General features: G+C 32.1%; 14 protein-coding genes. 8 read left to right on the top strand and 6 right to left on the bottom strand.

Annotated elements, in window-relative coordinates; genetic code table 11:
* Window positions 1–147: 147 nt before the first annotated feature.
* Window positions 148–1335, top strand: coding sequence for a PAS domain-containing sensor histidine kinase (locus tag FJV36_RS13705; protein WP_158730167.1), 1188 nt, complete (start codon window positions 148–150; stop codon window positions 1333–1335).
* Complete coding sequence (locus tag FJV36_RS13700) at window positions 1332–2369, top strand: response regulator (protein WP_158730168.1); 1038 nt, start codon at window positions 1332–1334, stop codon at window positions 2367–2369. Before FJV36_RS13705 ends, FJV36_RS13700 begins: the two co-directional genes overlap by 4 nt.
* A gap of 670 nt (window positions 2370–3039) precedes the next feature.
* On the opposite strand, the gene FJV36_RS13695 is transcribed toward FJV36_RS13700, so the two are convergent.
* The 3 genes from FJV36_RS13695 to FJV36_RS13685 form a co-directional block, all read right to left on the bottom strand.
* Entirely contained in the window at window positions 3040–4575 is a 1536-nt protein-coding gene (locus tag FJV36_RS13695; protein ID WP_158730169.1) for a hypothetical protein, read from the bottom strand.
* 612 nt (window positions 4576–5187) lie between these two features.
* A complete protein-coding gene (locus tag FJV36_RS13690) occupies window positions 5188–6372 on the bottom strand; it encodes a PAS domain-containing sensor histidine kinase (protein WP_233264612.1) in 1185 nt (394 codons plus the stop codon).
* Window positions 6373–6523: 151 nt separating this feature from the next.
* Window positions 6524–7867: a sigma-54 dependent transcriptional regulator gene (locus FJV36_RS13685; protein ID WP_158730171.1), complete on the bottom strand. Its 1344-nt coding sequence runs from the start codon at window positions 7865–7867 to the stop codon at window positions 6524–6526.
* Between the two features lie 181 nt (window positions 7868–8048).
* Between FJV36_RS13685 and FJV36_RS13680 the strand changes: the two genes are divergently transcribed.
* From FJV36_RS13680 to FJV36_RS13660, 5 genes are all read left to right on the top strand, one after another.
* Complete coding sequence (locus tag FJV36_RS13680; protein ID WP_158730172.1) at window positions 8049–9287, top strand: efflux RND transporter periplasmic adaptor subunit; 1239 nt, start codon at window positions 8049–8051, stop codon at window positions 9285–9287.
* A 97-nt stretch (window positions 9288–9384) separates the two neighbouring features.
* Window positions 9385–10086, top strand: a complete 702-nt coding sequence (locus tag FJV36_RS13675) for an ABC transporter ATP-binding protein (RefSeq protein ID WP_158730173.1) — start codon at window positions 9385–9387, stop codon at window positions 10084–10086.
* 121 nt (window positions 10087–10207) lie between these two features.
* A complete protein-coding gene (locus FJV36_RS13670) occupies window positions 10208–12643 on the top strand; it encodes an ABC transporter permease (protein WP_158730174.1) in 2436 nt (811 codons plus the stop codon).
* A gap of 2 nt (window positions 12644–12645) precedes the next feature.
* On the top strand, window positions 12646–15087 hold the full coding sequence (locus FJV36_RS13665; RefSeq protein ID WP_158730175.1) for an ABC transporter permease: 2442 nt from the start codon (window positions 12646–12648) through the stop codon (window positions 15085–15087).
* Window positions 15080–16381 (top strand): TolC family protein, encoded by a 1302-nt coding sequence (locus FJV36_RS13660; protein ID WP_158730176.1) that lies wholly within the window; start codon window positions 15080–15082, stop codon window positions 16379–16381. The genes FJV36_RS13665 and FJV36_RS13660 overlap by 8 nt, the downstream gene beginning before the upstream one ends.
* Window positions 16382–17028: 647 nt before the next feature.
* Here the strand turns inward: FJV36_RS13660 and FJV36_RS13655 are convergent.
* The 3 genes from FJV36_RS13655 to FJV36_RS13645 are packed head-to-tail and all read right to left on the bottom strand — an operon-like array spanning window position 17029 to window position 20275.
* Window positions 17029–17463 carry a response regulator gene (locus FJV36_RS13655; RefSeq protein WP_158730177.1) on the bottom strand — a complete coding sequence of 145 codons (435 nt, stop codon included), beginning with the start codon at window positions 17461–17463 and terminating at the stop codon, window positions 17029–17031.
* Window positions 17460–19928, bottom strand: coding sequence for a PAS domain-containing hybrid sensor histidine kinase/response regulator (locus tag FJV36_RS13650; protein ID WP_158730178.1), 2469 nt, complete (start codon window positions 19926–19928; stop codon window positions 17460–17462). Before FJV36_RS13650 ends, FJV36_RS13655 begins: the two co-directional genes overlap by 4 nt.
* 2 nt (window positions 19929–19930) lie before the next feature.
* Window positions 19931–20275 (bottom strand): helix-turn-helix domain-containing protein, encoded by a 345-nt coding sequence (locus tag FJV36_RS13645; RefSeq protein WP_370514403.1) that lies wholly within the window; start codon window positions 20273–20275, stop codon window positions 19931–19933.
* 66 nt (window positions 20276–20341) lie between these two features.
* On the opposite strand from FJV36_RS13645, the gene FJV36_RS13640 reads away from it, so the two are divergent.
* A complete protein-coding gene (locus FJV36_RS13640) occupies window positions 20342–21244 on the top strand; it encodes an IS1595 family transposase (RefSeq protein WP_158728025.1) in 903 nt (300 codons plus the stop codon).
* The last annotated feature ends 9 nt before the right edge of the window (window positions 21245–21253 follow it).

Raw genomic sequence — 21253 nt, 5'->3', positions numbered from 1 at the left:
TCTGAGTTATAAGTGATTTACATCACTTAATATTCTATGTAGGTTAAAAGAGTAAATTTCAAAAGATATAGATATAATAATATAAGGCGATAACTACTCAGGTAGACTTATCTTTACATTAGTCAATACACTTTGACAAAATAAGTTATGGAAAAATCTGCTTTACTAGATGCCCTTGTGCATAACGCTATTGACGGAATCATAACTATTGATGAATTAGGCACTGTAGAAAGCATAAATCCATCTGCATGTAAACTTTTTGATTATGCTGAACCAGAAGTTTTAGGAGAAAACATTTCAATGCTCATGCCTTTTGGTAATAAAGAAGTTCACGAATCCTATTTAAAAGACTATAAAATGTCTGGTCAATCCCATATAATTGGAATTGGAAGAGAACTAAAAGGTAAAACTAAAAAGGGAAATCAATTTCCATTTAAAATTGGCGTAAGTGAAGTAAATTATGCAGGAAGAAAAATTTATGCCGGATTTATTCATGATCTTACCCAGCAAAAAAAGGATGAAGAACGCCTTAAAAATTATGCTTCCCATCTAGAAGAACTTGTAGAAGAGCGCACAAAAACCTTAAACGATACGATTAAAGCACTTGAAAAAGCCAAAGCAAAAGTGAGTGCCAGTTTAGAGAAGGAAAAACTAATCAGTAAATTAAAAAATAGGTTTTTATCAATGGCTTCGCATGAATTCCGCACTCCTTTAAGCACGGCACATTTATCTGCTTCTCTTATCGAAAAATATGCCGAACCATTAGAAAATGCTAATATCATAAAACATGCTGGTAAAATAATTAATGCGGTTACAAATTTGACCACCATACTAAATGACTTTTTATACATAGAACAATTAGAAGTTGGTAAAGTAAATGCAAAACCCACATGTTTTAATCTAGTGCAATTAGCCGAAGAGATTACTGAGGAGATGCAATTACTAGCAAAAGACAATCAGCAAATACAGTATTCTCATTATGGATTTCAGAAAGCTATAAACTTAGATCAAAATCTAATTAAAAATAGCATTATCAATTTAATTACAAATGCTATAAAATATTCAGACGATGGTTGTACTATCGAATTTACTACCGAAATAAATGATACACATTGTATCATTTGCGTAAAAGATGAAGGAATAGGAATTCCTGATGAAGATCAATTGCATTTATTTGAACCTTTTTTCAGAGCACATAATACGGGTAATATTCCAGGTACTGGACTTGGTTTAAATATCGTGGCACGATATATTGCCTTAATGAAGGGTACTGTTTCGTGTGTAAGTACAATACACGAAGGGACTTTATTTACACTAACATTTTTAACAATATGAGCAAGGTATTAGTAATTGAAGACAATAATGAAATAAGGGAAAATATAGTTGAAATCCTAGAATTGGCAGACTATGAAGTCATTGTTGCTAAAAATGGAAAGGAAGGGGTTGATATGGCTACAATGTATTTACCAGACGTAATTCTGTGCGATATCATGATGCCTGAACTGGACGGTTATGGGGTATTGTATCTCCTAAACAAAAATACCGAAACTACTAACATTCCCTTTATTTTTATTACTTCAAAATCAGAACGACTTGATTTACGTAAGGGAATGGAAATGGGAGCTGATGATTATCTTACAAAGCCATTTGGTAGATTAGAACTTCTCAATGCTATTGAAAGTAGATTAAAGAAGAAAGAATGTCAACATCATTTTTACAGTAAATCTCTAGAGAGTTTGGATCAGATAGTCTCAAAAAATAATGGATTAAACGAGTTAAAAAAAATCATAGCGGAACGAAAAACTAGATTGTTCAAAAAGAATCAAGTCATACACTATGAAGGTGACAATGCTACTGGAATTTACCTTGTAATTTCAGGTAAAATTAAGACTATTAAAATGACCGAAGATGGTCATGAACTGATGACAGGAATATACCAAAAAGAAGATTTTTTAGGAATCAATATCATTCTTTCTACTAAACCCTACGATGATACAGCAACTGCCATGGAAGATAGTTATTTATGCTTTTTTCCTAAAATTCAATTTGATCAAATGTTACTGCAATACCCTGATATGGCAGGAAAATTTATTGAAATCCTTTCCAGCGAAATTAGGAACAAAGACGCATATTTATTGCAACTTGCTTATCAATCAGTAAGAAAACGAATTGCTGAGGCAATTTTGAGATTGTTTAAACACGAAACTAGTATTAGAATTAGTAGGGATGAACTTGCCGCACTAACTGGAACCGCCTCAGAAACCGTAAGCCGGACATTGACAGAATTCAAAAATGAAGGTCTGATTGAAAAAAAAGGAAGTATAGTAACAATCCTTAATTTTGATAAAATTAGTAAGATGAGGAATTAGTTAAGTTTTTAATAGTACATAATTATACTAAACTTCTTAAAATGAAGTTTGGAGTAGCTTCACTAAAAAAACATCTTTTTCTTTATTGATAATTGTAGAGAATAAAAATTCTGTCTGAATTTATATTCTTAATCTTCTTCTAGAAATTTTTTATAATATTTCTATTGCTATTTCATCTTGTATTTTTCTAGCTTCTGGAGTTAACTCTTTAATAGCAAAATCTTTAGGTTTATTAAGAGTAATCATAAACTTTTGATAATTTTGTTAACCCTCTGACAATTTTTTAAAAGTAATTTTACCATTTACATTTGCTTTTAATCTGACTTATTATGAAGTATTTACTTATATTATTTTTTTGAATAATAGGAGCCATGGAAGTATTCCAAAGCTCATCAAAAAAAATTCTACTGGACTCTCTAACAGTCTAAAAAATTGCAGGTTTTGCCTCTTTTTTGTTCTTTGAGCAAAATTGGTTCTTTTAATACAAAAAGCCGATGATTATCGACCTATAGTTACCTCTTTTTTGGCTCTGATTGAAATGGATACATTCAATTTTAAAACGTTTTTTATTTAATTGCACCGACGGGGTTTGAATAAGCCAAAAGTGTAAGGCTGCCCATAAACTATTGGTCTATGGAAACCTTACACTTTTAAACTCTTTTTCAATCTATTACTGAATTAACTTAACCTTTTTACCTGAAATAGAATCTCCTCTTCTAATATCAGCATACACGTGACTTAAAAAATTAGGGTTTAAAGTAGGTTTAGGCGACTTATAATCATGATGACAACTAAAACAAGAACCATGTTGGTTATAAGCCGTACTTTGATCATAGGTTTCCATTGTGCTATTTGCCAGCTGACTTGTACCTATTGCCACACCGCTTGTGGTATTGGTAGCTGAATAACTTTGACCATTAGGTGCTGCGCCACCATCCGTCCAAGTGGATCCTATAAAAAGATAGTTTTTTCGTATGTCATTACCAACCAATTGAGATAGCACCGAATTGTTAATAGATATGATCTGACTATTGGAAGCCGCTGCAGTTGCATTCTCAGGGTTTGGAACTCCTTTATTCGCCACACCCCAAGGCTTGGTTCTGGTAGTATTACTAGGGCTAATGGTATTATTTGCAGGCGGTAGAGGCGTGGTAGTCCACTGTGCAGAAATAGTATCGTTTTTAAACTTCATGTGAGAAATATTAATGTTGGTCGTATCTGCTGGTGCCGAATTCAAAACCCAAAGGCCTTTAGTATCTGCCGCAATCTTCTGTTGCTTCTTTGCAGTATCTAAATAGGTGTAACTTAAATTATGAGCATTGTTTTTATGTTCAAAAGTTGACCACACCATCTCTGGATGTCCAGCCGTACTACCCACAATGTGCACACCCAACAGGGCTAATTTTATTTTTTGTGTTTTATTAGGAACGATGGTCCACTTTTTTGATGTTTTAATATAAGTAGGTACAAGTGCATCTATAGTAATGTAATTACTCAAATCTTTCACAGTACTGGCATCAACCCACGAAGTTTTAAGTTCGATGGCTAAGGCATTGGCATCTGGTAAAACAATATTTTGGCTTTTTGCATAAGCTACAATAGTATTTAGTTCAGCTTGAGTAGTTGGAAATTGCTTGCCTTTCATTTTGCCTGCATTTACAGCCGCTATAAACTGTGCATACACATCATTTACCATTGTAATATAATAGAGTAAGGCACCATCTTTTGACATCAAAGCATCGCCTGTGGCTTGTCCTTCCTCGCTATCAACACCTCTGCTTTTTTCTATATTAGGTAGTGCACTCAACAATATGCCAGGTCTATGCGGAATTAATTTTCTTTCATTTACACCAAATTCTGGTGAAACGGTATAGAAAACAGGTGATTCTAAAACGGTCTTACTTTTTCCATAAATACCTGAGCTTGTCGAAGTAATCCACAAAAACATTTGCTCAGACCATCGGTAAAAATCACAATTGTCTTCATGACCAAAAGTCACACTGTTAGCGGGTTCCACAGCTCCATTCTCAGTAGGATTACCACTCACAAACCAAGTCTTAAACTCAGAAGGATTGACTACACAAGAAGATAAAACATTGCTTGGTAAATAGCTTGAAGCTTCTGTTTTTTCTTGGGTTTTACAAGCTATAAAAATGGTGAGCCCTAATAAGGCTACTACACTTAATCTGGTGATTGTTTTTTTCATGGGGAGTAATGGTTTCGTTACTATTAGTTTTTGTTAGTAATTGTTTAACCAAAAATAAGACAAGCCAAGCAGATAGTTTAACGTATAAATACCTGCTTTTTAATTTTTTGGTTTGTTCCTCCTATGCCTATTACCTGATTTACAACTGTTTTAAATCAATAGTCTTACTAAAACTGTTCATGGATAGACAGTAAATTGCAATTCGTGGAACTTCCTGTGTCATGCTACGAGCTTTCCATTACCATCCTTGACCAAGCAGAAGTAACAAAATTTCAGCATTATAATAAGAGATAATCCTTCAACAAAATAAGTATGTTAATTTCTTTGACTAAAACACAGTAGAAAAAAGTGATTCCATAAATGAATGATGGATTTGACTGACTAATAATAGGCTTTTTATCTGAGTCGCTATTGTCTGTTACAATAAATAGTATTGGTGCCAGCTATTGAAATAAAGAAAACCTTTTCAATTTACATTAAAAATCTATACAGTTATTAAAGTTTTTAGTTGTTTTATAGAGAAATGTATTTAGAAAGCAAAGAGAGTTTTTGTACTTGATAAATTACTACGCTTAACTTAAACTCTAATTTTTATTCATATCTGAATTAAGATCAATTTTCAACCAAACAAATCACAAAAGTAGTTATTCCTTCATCATTTCTATATGCCAAGTAGCCACCGTGAGCCTCAACTATGCTTTTAGATAAAGTTAAACCAATTCCTGCTCCTTCTTTTCTGGTGGTGAAAAAGGGTAAGAATATTTTGTTTTCTATTTCTTTTTCGATGCCTTGCCCTGTATCGGTGATCATGATAAAAATTCGCTTTTCTTTGACTTCTGCCGATATGATAATTTGTTTTTTTTCTGAATTAGATAAGGCATATATGCAATTTGTCAAAAGATTTATGACTACTTGCTCCATCTGTTGTGGGTCAATATGGAGTCTGCGGTCAAAAGCAATAGTATTTATGACTTCTATGTGTTCCTTTTTAAACAATGGATTCATGATTTGACTACTGTTGTCAATCAATTTTGATAGTTCCATTATTTGTTTTTTGGGAGATGGCAGCATGGCCAGTTTTCGATAACTTTCTACAAATTGCTGCAAGTGGTCACTTCGTCTCAACATCGTGGTAACACTACTTTTCATATCGTCTAAATCTTCTGCCGAAATGGTTTCCTGTTGCACCAGGTCTTGTAAATTTTGAGAAAGTGACCGAATGGGAGTTATCGAATTCAAGAGCTCGTGCGAGATGACTTTCATTAAATTGACCCAAGCTTCTTTCTCTTTTTTCTCAATTACATTTTGAATTGAATCCAGTAAAACAATAAAATAATCCCGATTGTAAATTTCGCTTCTAGAAGACTGCATTACAAATGTTTGCGTGTCTTGCTGATTGACACGAATTTCTAAAGATGTTTTAATTTCCTGAAAATCCTGTTTTTCGATAATTTCACACAACGCAGGCAAATGATTTTTTAGATATTTCCATTTTGATACTTTTGGGACATCAAAATGTTTCGAAAAAAAATCATTCATCAAAAAAATGTTCCAGTCACTTCCTTCTTTTTGTAAGATAATAATTCCTGTTTCGATAGTATTTAAAATAGAACGGTAGACAATATCTTTTGAAACCTGCTCGTTTTCTTTGTTTTTTAGTGATTCATACAGTTTGAATAAATTAGAATAATTTTGATACGATTTATGTTTCGAAAAATCGGAGGTGAAATCATTTTGCAAAATTGAAGTGATTGTTCTGTCATACAGCTGAAAGGTGTTTTTAATGTAAAAATACATTTCGACGAAGAGTATGAAAAGTATGAGTGTCCCAAAAAGTGCTGTAAAGACTAATCCTTTTTGAAAAATAAATAGGGAAATTACAGAAAGGCAAAAAATAAAAATTAATCTCAGAAAAAGGAGTTGGTATATTTTTAAGGATGTAAGCATATTAGTTGATGTTATATTTTTCTAAACGTCGGTATAATGCACCTCTAGATAATCCTAGTTCCTCGGCAGTTTTACTAATATTGTTGTTATTTTTCAACAGGATTTTCTCAATAGCCGTTTTTTCTACGGCCGAAAGTTGAATGTCATCTTGATTGTCCTCGTAAGCCGTTATTTGTTCCAAATCCAAATCCGAAACGGTAATGTAATTGTTTTCACAAAGAATCACGGCACGCTCTACTCGGTTTTCCATTTCACGGATATTTCCATTCCAAGCGTGATTTGCTATTTGTTCCAATGCTTTTTCGTCAAAAGTAATTGTGTCTCGTCCGTATTTTGTAATCATTTTTTGCAAAAGATACTGCGCCAAAGGAATTTTATCTTCGATTCGCTCGCGCAAAGGAGGCAACACAATTTCCATAGTATTGATGCGATAATACAAATCTTCACGGAAATTCTTATCTGTAACTTCTTGTTTTAAATTCAGGTTGGTGGCTGTAATAATGCGAACATTCAGCGGTCTTGCTTTTGATTCTCCTAAACGGGTTACCATTTTGGTTTGAATGATCTGCAGGAGTTTAGATTGTAAATGCAATGGGACGTTTCCTATTTCATCCAAAAAAATAGTGCCGTTTTGAGCCATTTCAAAACGTCCTGGCGTATCAACCTTCGCATCTGTAAAAGCTCCTTTAGCATAGCCAAATAATTCGCTTTCGAAAATATTAGAATTTAAAGAACCTAAATCAACGTGAATAAAAGGACTGTTTTTTCGCTCTGATTGCAGATGGATATGATGTGACAACACAAATTTTCCGGTTCCGTTCTCACCAAGTATTAACACATTGGCATCGGTTTTAGCTACTTTATCGGCCAGAGAATAAGCTTTTTTTATAACCTCTGAATTTCCAACAAAAAATTCGTCTACAATCTCGATATTATTAGATTTCTTTTGCTCTTTCCTACTTTTGTCAACTGCCTGTTTTACAACGCTAAGTAATTTTTCATTTTCCCAAGGTTTCAAAATATAATCAAAAGCACCTGCTTTTAAACCTTCTACAGCAGTTTCTACTTTACCAAATGCGGTCATCAAAATAACGACCGTTTTTGGCGAAAGCGTTTTTATTTCTTTTAATAAATACAAACCTTCTCTGCCGTCTTCAAATCCTATTCTGTAATTCATATCGAGCAAAACTACATCAATGTTGTTTTGTGATAATAGTTCTACAACATTTTTAGGGTTATTAAGGGTATAAATATTTTCAAAATGCTTTTTCAGTAGCATTTTTGAAGCAAAAAGAATATCTTCTTGGTCGTCTATGACTAATATGGAGGCGTTGGTTTTTTTCATTCTAATGCAATAGCTATTTTTTTTTATTCAGAAAATGGAATCATTGTTCGGTTTTGGACAAATAGTGTTCAATTATGGACATCGTGTAATTTTTATCAAAATTAAAAACTTGATAATAAGATTGTTACGTTTTTTAATTTTCTGGTACGATTATCCTAATAGACTATACAAACAATAAACAATGGACACCAAAATCGTACGTAAAACTAACAAAAATAAGTATCTTTTAATCGTTTTGCCAATTATCTTACTCTTTGGGTATTTTGTTTTTACATCAGCTACCAAAAAAAGAAGTTTGAACGTAAAAAAAGTTGAAATTACGATTAAGACCGTTGAAAATAATTTTTTCGAAGATTTTATGTCTTTTCAGGCAAAAGTAGTTCCTTTAAATTCAATGTTAGTGAATATCATTGAAGGCGGAGCCATTCAGGAAATATTTGTCGAAAACGGCGACATGGTTATAAAAGGACAACCGTTGGCACGATTGTACAATCCCAATGCAGAACTGTCGTACATGCAACAGGAAACGGCCATTATCGAACAAATCAATAATTTAGATAAAGCCAAACTCGATTTGAGAAATCAGGAATTGAATTTAGAAAAAGACTTGATTGCCATTGAACACGATTATTTGGATGCCAAAAACTCATTTGAATTGAACCAAAAACTTTTTGAACAGGAAATACTTTCTAAAAATGAATGGGAAAAGACCCAAGAAAATTATCGATTTCAAAAAGAACGCATGAACATCATTAAAAAAAGTGTCAAAAAAGAAAAATTAGCAAATCAAGTCCAGATAGGACAATTGAATCAATCCATTGGTTTCATGAATAAAAGTTTGGATATTTTGAGAATGAATAAAAAAAATTTCCTTGTTACAGCACCAATTTCTGGTAGACTTTCTTCCTTTGAACCTATTCTTGGGAAAACCTATGCACAAAATACAAGTATTGGTTCTATTGATGATAGGAAAGGCTATAAATTGATAGCTGACATCGATGAATTTTATTTGGATAAAATTGCAGCGCAACAAAAAGGAGCAGTAGATTTTGAAAATAAATCCATCGAAGTGCAAATAACCAAAGTGATTCCGGAAATTAAAAACGGAAGGTTTCAAGTAGAATTGGATTTTGTTTCTTCTGAAAAATTAGATTTAAAACAAGGATTGAGTTTTGGCGTAAAATTAAACCTATCAGAAAAAACTAAGACAGTAGTACTTTCTAAAGGAAGCTTTAATGAAGAAACGAGCGGGAAATGGATTTTTGTAGTGAATGGCAACAAAGCAGAGAGAAAAGCAATTAAACTGGGAAGAGAAAATCCACTATATTATGAAATACTCGGCGGATTGAAAGCAGGTGAAAAAGTAATTACCTCATCGTATAAAGACTATAAAGAAGTCGAAGTTTTGAATTTGGAATAAGAAAAAGAGTATAGAGGAAAGAGCATAGAAGAAAGAGTAAAGAATAAAGAGTAAAGAATAAAGAGAAATAAATAACATCAATCAAAAAACGAATAGTATGATCACAATTAAAAATCTTTCAAGAGTATTTAGAACCGAAGAAGTGGAGACCATGGCATTAAGCGAAATTTCATTAACCATTAATCAAGGTGATTTTGTTTCGATTATGGGACCATCAGGAAGCGGAAAGTCCACTTTGTTGAATATTGTAGGGTTGCTAGACAGCGCTTCAAGCGGAAGTTATCAGTTGTTAAACCAAGAAATGATTGGGCTGAAAGAGAAAGAAAAATCGAAAGCCAGAAAAGAAAATATTGGCTTTATTTTTCAGAATTTCAACTTGATAGACGAATTATCAGTTTATGACAATATCGAATTGCCGCTGATTTACAATAAAGTTCCATCCTCTGACAGAAAGAAAAAAGTAGAAGCAATCGCTGATAAATTAGGAATTTCCCACCGATTGAAACATTTTCCGCAGCAACTTTCCGGTGGACAACAACAGCGTGTAGCTGTGGCAAGAGCCTTGATTAACGATCCAAAAATTATTCTTGCCGATGAGCCTACTGGAAATCTAGACAGTAAAAACGGAAATGAAGTAATGGAACTTTTAACTGATTTACACGCCAATGGTGCGACAATCCTGATGGTGACCCACTCTGATTATGACGCTTCTTTTTCGCAGAAAACGATTCTTATGAAAGATGGAGTTGTCATTTCTGAAAAAACAAATCAAAGAAATGTGGATGTTTTTAAAGTATAAAAATGATAACCATACTCATATCAATCGCCACAATCATTTTTGAGATGCTTTGCAAAATACTTTTGTAAATATCTTGAACCTCTTACATCAATCAAATCAAAATTAAATCAATCAAAAAGTTATGATACTCAACTGGATAAAAATATTTATTTACCACTTAAGGCAAAACAAACTGTTTTCTTTTCTCAACATTTTGGGTTTGAGCATTGGTATTGCAGGAGTGATATTCGCCATTTTATATTGGAATGACGAACAAAGTTACAACTCTTGGAATCCTGAAAAAGAAAATGTTTATCAAGTATTGAGCGTAGTTGGAAAGGACATGATTTGGCCTAATAATGTTGCTAGTTATGAGCCTTATTTTAAAAAAGATATTAAGGAACTTGACTCTTACTGTTATTTTGAAAATTGGTATTCAAATAGAATCATTACGTACAAAAACAAAAAAGGCGTTTTTAACATAACTAATGCCCAAAAAACTTTTTTTGATTTTTTTCCTTTTGAATTTATAAAAGGTAATCGCAAAACTGCTTTAAATGATGAAAATAGCATTGCACTTTCCGAAGAGGTTGCAGCGAAGCTTTTTGTCTCAGAAAACCCAATTGGAAAAGAAGTTTTATATTCAGGTAAAAAACTGATAGTTCGAGGTGTTTATACTATTCCAGGCAACTCATCCCTTGCTCCTCAAGCTGTAACTTGTCTAATGGATGCAAGATTAAAAGACGACTATGACCAGTGGGGAAATTTTAATTATGGTTTAATGCTCAAAATTAAAAATCCAAATCATAAAACGGTTGTTATACGAAAAATGGAAAAGTTACTTTATGAGAATAGAGTTCTTAAATGGGCCAAAGAAGAAGGTCTTACTCCCGAAGAATGGAATGAAAAAAATGGCTCTGAAAATACAAAAATAATATTAGAACCTTTAAAAGATACTAGATTACATTCTATAGTTGACGGATATGCAGAAGGTCGAGGCAATTTTCAGTTTTTGATGATTATGATGGGTTTATCTATTTTAATATTAATCCTATCTGTTTTTAACTATGTCAATTTAGCGACTGCAAATGCAATAAAAAGAGCCAAAGAAGTAGGTGTCCGAAAAATTGTTGGTGCATCAACGAATAATATTGTATTGCAGTTTATTTTTGAAGTTGTATTGATCACTTTCTTTTCTTTACTCTTATCACTGGTAATTGTAGAATTATCGCTGCCTTATTATAATGAATTTTTAGAAAAAAAATTAGTAATCTACGGCAGCCAGTTCTTTTACGAATTAGTAATCATTTTTATTCTAACAGTGCTTATTGCTGGAATATTCCCTGCAATTTACGTTTCCAATTTTGAAATTCTGAAGGTATTGAAAGGCAACTTTGGGCGCAGTAAAGGTGGTGTTTGGCTGCGCAACGGAATGCTAATTCTTCAATTTGCTATCGCTTCTTTTTTTATCATCGGGTCTTACATTGTTTATGAGCAAGTACATTTTTTAAGCACTAGAAAGTTAGGATTTAAAGGGGAACAAGTACTTCAAATTAAATACAGAAAGCCCGATGATGACTTTAATGATAAAAAATTCTCGGAAAAATTATTTACCAGATACCAATCCCTCAAACAGGAAATTGCCAAGATTAATGGCGTTACACAAGTATCTACAGGAGCTTTCTCATTTGGAACCAGCGATAATTCGTCCTCAAGTTTTATTTATCAAGATATAAGTATTCAAGGTCAAAATATGGCTATTGATTTTGGGATGCTCGAAATGTTAAAGATAAAAATGGCTCAAGGACGTTATTTAGACAGCCGCATTTCATCAGATACTATTGATGCAGTAATGGTCAATGAAGCAACTTTGAAATTGATGAAAGAAAAAAGTCCTATTGGAAAAATCATCAATTGGAGTGGCAACAAACTCAAGGTTATTGGGGTTGTGAAAGATTTCAATTTATGGGGACCAAAAGCTGAAATTCCCCCAATGGTTTTCTTCCATCTCAAAACAATCGATTGGATGAACACAAATGTCAATTACATATTTGTAAAAGTGAATCCAAATGAAATGGAAAATACCATTCCAGCCCTCGAAAAATTCTGGGCAAAAAATATAGATTCTGATTATCCATTTAATTATGATTTTGTTGATAAAGCTTATGCACGGACATACAAGGAATTTGTAAATCAAAAAAACCTGTTTTCATTGTTAAATATTGTTGTTATTCTCATTGCCTTGTTCGGATTATTCGCATTAGCTTCTTATTCCATAGAAAGACGCATGAAAGAAATTGCAGTCAGAAAAACACTCGGCGCCGAAACTAATGTTTTACTAAAAGAATTATCCCAACAATACATTATTTATTGTGTTATAGGATTTTTGATTGCAGTCTTGCCAGCATATTATTTGTTAAATAAATGGTTAGAGAATTTCGCTTATCGAATTGACATTTCAATCTATCCATTTCTAATTGGCTTTATTGCCTTATTGTCACTAACATTATTGGTAGTGCTTTCAAAAGCGTATCAGGCCACAAGAGTAGACGTTTTAAAATATTTAAAATACGAGTAATCATGCTAAAAAACTGGATTAAAATATTTATTAACCACTTAAAGCAAAACAAATTGTTTTCTTTTCTCAACGTTTTGGGTTTGAGTATTGGTATTGCAGGATTGATTTACGCCATTTTATATTGGAATGACGAACAAAGTTATGATAAATGGAATCCTGAAAAGGATAACGTTTACATGGTTATAAACACGTTGAACAATAATAAATGGCCTTATACAGTTGCTCCCATAGGACAATATTTAAAAAATGATCCTAATTTAGAAAGTTACAACTACTGCTATAATTGGTATGATTCAGATTTGTTTATTTACAACGGAAAAAAGCAAAAAATAGTGAAAGGATTTAATACTCAAAACAAGTTTTTCGATTATTTCCCCTTTCCTTTTATTTTCGGGAATGCTAAAAATGCTTTAAAAGATGATTCTTCAATTGCTATTTCTGAGAAAATTTACAGTACTTTTTTTGACAAAGAAAACCCAATAGGTAAGCAAATAAAATTTGGAGAAAACTTTTATACCGTTAGTGGTGTTTATAAAAATGAAATGAAAAGTTCTGTTGCTCCAGATGTTGTGTTGACAGATAACTTTAAAAAAGTTATAACACAGAGTGTAGACCAATGGGAGTCTTTTAATTTTTGTTTGCTTATAAAACTTAAGGATAACTCTAAAAAAGAGTTAGTTGAACGAAAAATTGAGCAACTTTTTATTGACAATGTTATTAAACCCGAAGCTAAAGCAGCCAATATTAGTTTAGATCAGCAAATAAAAGAACATGGGATTGTTGCTATAAATTTAGAACCACTTAAAGATGCTAGGCTTAATTCGGTATTAGTAGGAGGTTGGGGCTATCCCGAAGGAGTGGGGAATTATCAATATTTAATCATAATGGCAGGATTGTCTATTTTAATAATGATTCTTTCCATTATTAATTATATCAATTTAGCTACTGCCAGTGCAATTAAGAGAGCGAAAGAGGTAGGAGTGCGCAAAGTATTGGGTGCAAGCAAAAGGAATATCACATTTCAATTTATCTCAGAAACAGTAGTAATTGTGCTCCTTTCTATTCTTTTCGCATTAGTAATTGTCGAGATTTCATTGCCATATTATAATGAACTTTTAGACAAGGATTTAAAAATTTATGGTAGTCAATTCTATTTACAATTGTTATTTATTTTCGGAATAGTTGTTGTATTAGGCGGATTTTTCCCAGCGCTATATATTTCAAGTTTTGAAGCACAAAAAGTCTTAAAAGGAAATTTTAATAGAAGTAAAACTGGAATTTGGTTGCGCAACAGTATGCTGGTTTTTCAATTTGCTATAGCTGTTTTTTTTATTATCGGTACAACGATTGTTCACCAACAGGTAAATTACTTAACCAACAAAAACCTTGGTTTTAAGGGTGATCAAGTTATTGAAGTTGATTTTCTGAAAAAATTTGACAAACAGTCTGAAGCAAGTTATAAGAACGATTTTTTTAAGAATTATTTGACAGTAAAAGATAGATTGAGCAGAATGAAAGGCGTTAATCAAGTGGCTACTGGAAATTTTTCTTTTGGAAATGGCGCACGTTCTTCAAGCGATTATGTGTTCCAAAACGCTCGCATTCAAGGACTGAACATGGCTGTTGATTTTGGAATGATGGAAATGATGAATATCAAATTATTAGAAGGAAGGTATTTCAATTCTCAATACGCTTCAGACACCATTAATAATGTAATGGTTAATGAAACAGCTGTAAAAATATTAGGAATCAAACAGCCAGTAGGAAAAGAAATTATTTCTCGTAATAGTGAGAAATTCAAAATAATCAGCTTTGTAAAAGACTTCAATTTAAGAGGACCTCAAGAAAAAAACTCACCAATGGTGTTTACGCATCTAAAGGCAATGCCATTGATGTTGCAAGGTATAAATTCAATTTTTGTAAAAGTAAAGGGAGAAAATATTGAAGAGACGATGAGCGATATTGAACAATTTTGGAAAACTAAAGTGGATACCGAATATCCGTTCTCGTATGAGTTTGTAGATAAAAAATACGCACGATCCTTTAAGGAATATGTCAAACAAAAAAATCTGTTCTCAATCCTAAATGTGGTGGTTGTTCTTATTGCCATTTTCGGTTTGTTCGCTTTGGCTTCTTTCTCTATGGAGCGAAGATTACGAGAAATCGCTATTCGAAAAACATTGGGTGCCGAAACCAATGTTTTACTCAAAGAATTATCAAAACAATATGTTGTTTTCTGTTTAATAGGTTTTGTAATCGGCGTAGTTCCTGCCTACTTATTATTAGAAAAATGGCTCGAAAATTTTGCGTACCGAATTACAATTAAAATTTTTCCTTTTGCAATTGCTTTTCTGTCTTTACTGTTCTTAACATTAATAATTGTTTTGGCAAAAGCCTTTCAAGCAACTAAAACGGATGTTTTAAAATATTTAAAATATGAATAAGAATTCAATTTTTACGTTAGTCTTTTTTTTAATTTTTGCTTTAGTAAGTGCTCAGGATAATTCTTGGACGCTTACTAAATGTATGGAAACAGCTTTGCAAAATAATATCGAAATAAAAATCAGACAACTTGAAATAAAAAAAACAGAAAAGGCCCAAAACTCAGTTTTGAATCGAATGTTACCCACGATCAATTTATATGGTGAGCAAGGCTATAATTTTGGTTCTACCATTGATCCGTCGACTAACGGAAGGGTGAGCTCTAACATTCAGAACAATAACTTTTATCTCAATGCCAGAACAAATTTAATTGATTTCAGTGCTTTTGCAAATGCACAAAAAGACAAATTAAATATTGCACTCGCCAAAGCGGATGTAGAAGTCATAGAAAATGAATACAAACTTCAAATTTTAGAAAGCTTTTATCAAGTGCTATACATACAAGAGTCATTGAAAATCCAAAAAGAACAACTCAAGCAGGCTTCTTTCAACTTGGACAGAATAACTAAAGAAGTTGCCATTGGGAGTAAACCCCAAAGTGATTTGTATGACATACAATTGAGCTTTTCGACAGAAGAAATCCGAAATCAGGAAACAGAACAATTGTATGCTATAAAAAAAACAGAATTGTTTCAGTTGATGAATGTTATGGATGTGAAAACTGATGAAGTTGTTTTAGAACCTTATTTTAAGGAAGCAACAAAAGATTTTGACAATGCGCTTTTTAACCCTAAAATTAAGCTTGCCGAACTCAATTATCAAAATAGTTTGAACTCAATTCGATTAGAAAAAGCCAGCAATTATCCCGTATTGTCAGCCTACTACGGGTATTCTACTTTTTACTATAAAAATCTGAAACAAGTAAATGCCAACGCAGATTCTTTTTTCGATCAATTAGAAGATAATAAAAACCAACAAGTTGGGATGCAATTGAGCATACCTATTTTCAATGGCTTTAGAAATGACAAAAAAATCAGTGCATCAAAAATAGCAGGGGATAAGGCAAAACTGGAAATAGAAAAGGAAAAACAACAAGTAGAAAAACAAGTCATCCTAGAAGAAAAAAACAAGAGGAATTATTCACAACTTCAATATAAATTGATCGAGAAGCAAAAGTTTGCTAGAGCTTCTTTTGTCACTACACAATCTAAATTTACAAGTGGCAAAGTGGAAGCAATTGTATATTCCTCAGTCAAAAATCAATCACTTTCGGCTGATTTTGAAGTATTAAAAAATAATCTTCAATTGCAATATATTGATTTAAAAATAAGCCTGTTGAGAAGGAACCAGTTGTAAAAAACAAAAGGTTGTGTTTTTCGAATGGTGTTTGTAATTCAAAGTATAAATGGAGTTCGTAACAATTGATGTTTTAATTTAAAACACTTTTTTACGGATCAAGCCTAAAAATGGTGAGTTGATATTAATATCTCTTATATAATATTTTGTCTAAAAAAGATAGAAATGTAAGATTCATTAGTTGTGATTATTAAGGCTATTAGTATGTATGTCTTAATAAGCATTAAAAAACTACAGTGTTAGTTAAGCTTCATTTTTGTACTTAATTTGATTACTGCATGCTTCAATAGTTGTATAATCTCTAATTCGGCATCTTTTAGTCTTTTCTCTAGTTTGTGTGATTTTCAATTGCTCGGGAGTGAGTTTAAAATTTTCTTTCGCACTAAAAAACTTCTCCTCCAAATTCCTAAAACTCTTTGCGCCATTTTTACACATTTGGCGCTATGACTGCCAACTCTGTTATGAATGCTGTTATATTTGCTCTATCATAACTTAACTGATCGGCTTTATCTTTTATTACTTTTTAAGTCATTTTGAGGACCTGCTTCATGTGGTAAGACAAAGCTCATTTCATAACTTACTATGAGGAATACGTTAGCATGTGCAGTTTGTACTATTTCATTAATAAAGATTAGAAAACAGGAATTTTACATTCTGTCCATGTACCATTTAAGTTCTTTTTCTAATTTTTGATACTTAAAAATAGTAGAAATTATTTTTTCCAATCGTAAAAAAGCAGTTTCACTTTTAACTACATAATCAAAAGCTTTGTGATGCATACATTGAACGGCAACCTCAATCTTATCCTGAGATGATAGCATAATGACAGGTATGTTCGAGTTAATTTCTTTTATTTTATCTAGTGTTTGTAAGCCATTCATAGCACCTTTAATAATTCCATCTAACTGAAAATCAAGTACAACTAAATCTGGTGCATGGTTTAAATTTTCAATGCATTTTTCACCAGTAGGGTAGGTCTCAATTAAAAAATTAGTATTCTGCTTAAATTCAATTTCTAATGATTTTAAAAACAAAGCATCATCATCAACCAGAAAAATTTTAATTTTATTTTCGTTTATCACTTTTTTGTATTTTTTATTATATTTAATTCTTCTTCTAATTCTCCACAAGCTTGTAAACAAATTTGTTCCAATTGTAACACTAAAGCATCAATTTCATTTAATTGTTCTTGTGAATTTGCAAACTCCTGAATTCTTTTAGCGATATCTTCAAAGTCGGTACTAATTCCCATAATGGAAAATGAAGGAATCATTTTATGAGCTGCCGCGGCCAATAATTGCCAGTTTTGTTCTGCAAAACTTTGTTTAATCGTATTTATTAATGTGGGTGTTTGATCAAGATATAAATCAATCATTTCCATCATAAGTTCTGGATTTGACTTTGTTCTTTGATTTAAATACACCAGATCGATACAACGTATCTTTTTTACAGTAGTTTCCATATTTTCGTTCAATTTTGCTGATAATTTTGCTAGTTTCGGCTTTTTAAGAATACCAACAATTTTACTATACAAAAGCCTTTCGTCAACAGGTTTTGCAAGATAGTCATTCATTCCTACCGCTTTACATTTATCTAAATCTACCGTTGTAACATCAGCTGTTAATGCAATTATAGGTATTTGCGACTGCATTTTTTTGCGTATATATTCTGTGGCTTCAAATCCATTCATTTCTGGCATTTGTAAATCCATTAAAACAATATCATAGGCTTTAGTTTTTAGCATTTCAATAGCAATTTTTCCATTTTCGGCAACATCACGTTCAAATCCAAAATCATCTAAAACAGTTTTCATCAACAATTGGTTCAATGCAATGTCTTCAACTACTAGTACTTTTATATTCTTAATTTCCGAATCCAGTTCTAGTAAATCATTTTCTAGTGCAGCATTAGCATTTGTCTTTTGAAAACTTAAAGAAAAACTAAAATTTGATCCCATTTTAATTGTACTTTTTACTCGAATTTTACCTCCTTGTAATTCGACAAGTTGTTTAACAATTGCTAATCCTAAACCTGTACCGCCATAAATTCTTGAGGTACCGCTTGAAGCTTGATTAAAATTTTCAAAGATATGCTGTAGTTTATCCTCAGGTATTCCTATTCCCGTATCCGAGATAGAGAATTCAATAACCACACGATCATCATCCTCAAAAATTAGTTGAGCACCTACGGTTATGATACCTTTTTGAGTAAACTTTACTGCATTATTTACGAGGTTTAAAATAATTTGATGCAAACGCACAGGGTCACCCACTAAAACATTTGGAATATTTGAATCATATTCTTTAACCAGTTTTAAATTTTTTTCTTGAATTTTATTTTCAAATAAATGAAGCATTGATTCTAGCGAGACATTCATTTTGAAGGGTTTTTTTTCAAAAGTCATTTTTCCCGAATCTACTTTGGCAAGATCTAAAATATCATTGATCAAAACAATTAATGCATCACCACTCATTTTTATTGCATTGATGTATTCTAATTGTTTTACAGTCAAATCAGTTTTTAAAACAACTTTTGTGAATCCAATAATGGCATTCATAGGAGTCCGTATTTCATGACTCATATTAGATAAGAACTGTTGTTTTGCTTTTACAGCATTTTTAGCAATGATGGCAGCACTTTCGGCATTTTTTTTAGCTTCTTCTGCAATTTCGGTTGCTAATTCAGCAAATACTCGTGCTTCTATCAAGGCTGACGCTATTCTTTTTTGTTCTGTTACATCTCTTGCTACTATAACTACACCAGCCACTTCTCCTTGAGCATCTTTGTAAACAGAACCGTTAAAAAGAACATCGATTAATTTTCCATTTTTGTGTTTTATGGTAAGTGGCAAATTAGAGACGCTTCCTTTATCAAATACCTCTTTATGAACCTCACGAGCATTCTTTTTTTCGGTAAAATAATCAAAAAAATCAGATCCAGTAAGCTCTTCTCTTGACATTCCAGTACTGTTTACCAAGGCTTGATTCATATCCGTAATTTTACCCTTGGTATTCAATGTAACCAGAGGATCTTGACTAGCCTCAATTAAACTCAAAGTATACTGCGATGCTAAAATTGCAGAGTTATTAAGTTTTTCAAGTTCTTTGTTAAGGCCTTGCTGTTTCTCTTTTTCTTTGTGCGCTTCTTCTAACTCAATAGACCATTTTTGTTTTGAAGTTTCCCGCACAACAATTATTACACCAATTAATTTTCCTACATTATTTTTAAAGGGTGTTCCATTACACAAAATGGGTATTAAATTACCAGCTTCATCTTTAATTTCTAGTGCTTGATCGTATAATGATCCTTCTTTGCAAACTATTGATATAAAATTTCGAATTTGCTGAATAGGATTAAAATAATCTTCAAAATTTGAATACAGTATATTTTCTCTGTCTTTACCAATAATTGTTGAAGTTGCTTTGTTGAAATCAATAATTTCACCTTTTATGTTTACAATAAAAATAGGCTCTAGTATAGATTCTATTAAGTTTCGGTTATACTGAACCTCGTTATTTTCCTGGACTTCTCCATTTTTGTAATACATATCTATTGGTTTTTATTATGGTTTCCAATTTCTTCAATTGGACTTCTCCTTTTATCTTTTAATTTTTTAAAATGTGAAGGAGATAAGCCGGTCACTTTTTTAAACTGGCTCGAAAGATGGGCAACGCTACTGTAATTCATTTTCCATGCAATTTCAGTGATGTTTAATTCGCCATAAATTATGAGTTCTTTAATACGTTCTGTTTTATGAGAAATTATAAATTGTTCTATTGTAGTACCTTGAACTTCAGAAAATAAGTTGGATAAATAAGTATAATCATGGTTTAACTGCTGACTTAAATAGTCCGAAAAATTAATTTTAATGACCTCATTAGAGTGATGTACCATCTGTATAATAACATTTTTAGAGTTACTTACTTAAAAAACACTTATATTTATAGTAAATACAAGGATATGGAAAGTATATTTCAGGGGGAGAATATTTTAGAGTTCATAAAGACATTCCCAGACGACCAAAGTTGCCGTGAATTTATAGCCAATGAGAAGTGGAAAGACGGCTATAGATGTAAACGTTGCGAGAATACGAAGTATGTTTATTTTGAAAAACACAATAAAAGAGAGTGTACCAAATGTAGATATAAAGAGAGTGCAACGGCAGGAACTCTTTTTCATAGAGTTAAATTTGGAATTCAAAAAGCATTTTGTATTGCCTTTGAAATGACTTGTACAACCAAATCAATATCCTCAACTCAAGCGGCAAAACGCTATGGAATAACTCAAAAGACTTCTTGGTTGTTTATGCAAAAAGTAAGACTTGCGATGAAGTCCTCAAAACAGTATCCAATGACAGGAAATGTACAAGTTGATGAATTTGTAGTTGGCGGAAAAGAAACAGGAAAACAAGGTAGAAGTTACGATAGCAAAAAGGCAAAAGTTGCTTGTGCTGTTGAGCTGACAGATGAAGGAAAGATAAAAAGAGGTTATGCAAATGTTATTGATGATTATTCTGCAAAGTCAATAAAACCATTATTTGACGAGCATATAAGTAAAGATGCGAATATTAAAACAGACCAATGGACAGCTTACAAAATAATAGCAAAGAGCTATAACATCGTCCAAGAAAAAAGCGTTCCTGGGAAAAACTTCAAAGAAATGCACACTATTATTCATCAGGTAAAAACTGCAATAAGAACGATTCAATCACACGTCAAAAAGGAACATCTCCAAAAATATTTAGATGAATATTTTTATCGACTGAACAGGTCAATTTACAAAGATTCTATTTTTGATAATATATTCAAACGATTAGTCTCACATCCGCATCAGGGTTGGAAGCAAATCGTAGTCATTAAGTAAGTAACTCGA

It is taken from the genome of Flavobacterium sp. I-STPP5a, assembly GCF_009764685.1.
GTDB lineage: Bacteria > Bacteroidota > Bacteroidia > Flavobacteriales > Flavobacteriaceae > Flavobacterium.
The sequence above is the reverse complement of the archived record's forward strand: the minus strand, read 5'-3'. Positions and strand labels throughout refer to the sequence as shown.

Bases quoted from the DNA above. Each gene is read 5' to 3' on its own strand.
- FJV36_RS13705 (WP_158730167.1), top strand. From the start codon at position 148: ATGGAAAAATCTGCTTTACTAGATGCCCTTGTGCATAACGCTATTGAC.
- FJV36_RS13700 (WP_158730168.1), top strand. From the start codon at position 1,332: ATGAGCAAGGTATTAGTAATTGAAGACAATAATGAAATAAGGGAAAAT.
- FJV36_RS13695 (WP_158730169.1), bottom strand. From the start codon at position 4,575: ATGAAAAAAACAATCACCAGATTAAGTGTAGTAGCCTTATTAGGGCTC.
- FJV36_RS13690 (WP_233264612.1), bottom strand. From the start codon at position 6,372: ATGTATTTTTACATTAAAAACACCTTTCAGCTGTATGACAGAACAATC.
- FJV36_RS13685 (WP_158730171.1), bottom strand. From the start codon at position 7,867: ATGAAAAAAACCAACGCCTCCATATTAGTCATAGACGACCAAGAAGAT.
- FJV36_RS13680 (WP_158730172.1), top strand. From the start codon at position 8,049: ATGGACACCAAAATCGTACGTAAAACTAACAAAAATAAGTATCTTTTA.
- FJV36_RS13675 (WP_158730173.1), top strand. From the start codon at position 9,385: ATGATCACAATTAAAAATCTTTCAAGAGTATTTAGAACCGAAGAAGTG.
- FJV36_RS13670 (WP_158730174.1), top strand. From the start codon at position 10,208: ATGATACTCAACTGGATAAAAATATTTATTTACCACTTAAGGCAAAAC.
- FJV36_RS13665 (WP_158730175.1), top strand. From the start codon at position 12,646: ATGCTAAAAAACTGGATTAAAATATTTATTAACCACTTAAAGCAAAAC.
- FJV36_RS13660 (WP_158730176.1), top strand. From the start codon at position 15,080: ATGAATAAGAATTCAATTTTTACGTTAGTCTTTTTTTTAATTTTTGCT.
- FJV36_RS13650 (WP_158730178.1), bottom strand. From the start codon at position 19,928: ATGTATTACAAAAATGGAGAAGTCCAGGAAAATAACGAGGTTCAGTAT.
- FJV36_RS13645 (WP_370514403.1), bottom strand. From the start codon at position 20,275: ATGGTACATCACTCTAATGAGGTCATTAAAATTAATTTTTCGGACTAT.
- FJV36_RS13640 (WP_158728025.1), top strand. From the start codon at position 20,342: ATGGAAAGTATATTTCAGGGGGAGAATATTTTAGAGTTCATAAAGACA.